At 43.9% G+C, this 237-nt stretch carries 1 pseudogene; it reads left to right on the top strand.

Features of this window, described 5'->3' with window-relative positions:
- Nucleotides 1-114: 114 nt before the first annotated feature.
- A pseudogene (locus tag ACT3RN_RS16385) lies at nt 115-237 on the top strand (IS630 family transposase); the annotation flags it as partial.

The raw sequence follows: 237 nt of genomic DNA, 5'->3' as shown, positions 1-237 counted from the left end.
TAGGTATCAGTCAAAAAAAAGACCTTAGAACATCCAAAAGCCTGTCCGATCAAAAGAGCGGCGTATCAGAATAAGCTTGAGCACTTTAAGCAGCAAGGCTACCCCATTGTATATATGGACGAAAGCGGCTTTGAGGCTGAAACCATTCGCTCTCATGGTTATGCACCGATTGGTAAGCCTTGTATCGATAGCTACAACTGGCAAGGTAAAAAGCGAACCAACGTTATTGGTGCTCTA

Source organism: Psychrobacter sp. AOP5-GZ1-6 (assembly GCF_052376345.1).
In the GTDB taxonomy this organism is placed as follows: domain Bacteria; phylum Pseudomonadota; class Gammaproteobacteria; order Pseudomonadales; family Moraxellaceae; genus Psychrobacter.
The sequence above is the reverse complement of the archived record's forward strand: the minus strand, read 5'-3'. Positions and strand labels throughout refer to the sequence as shown.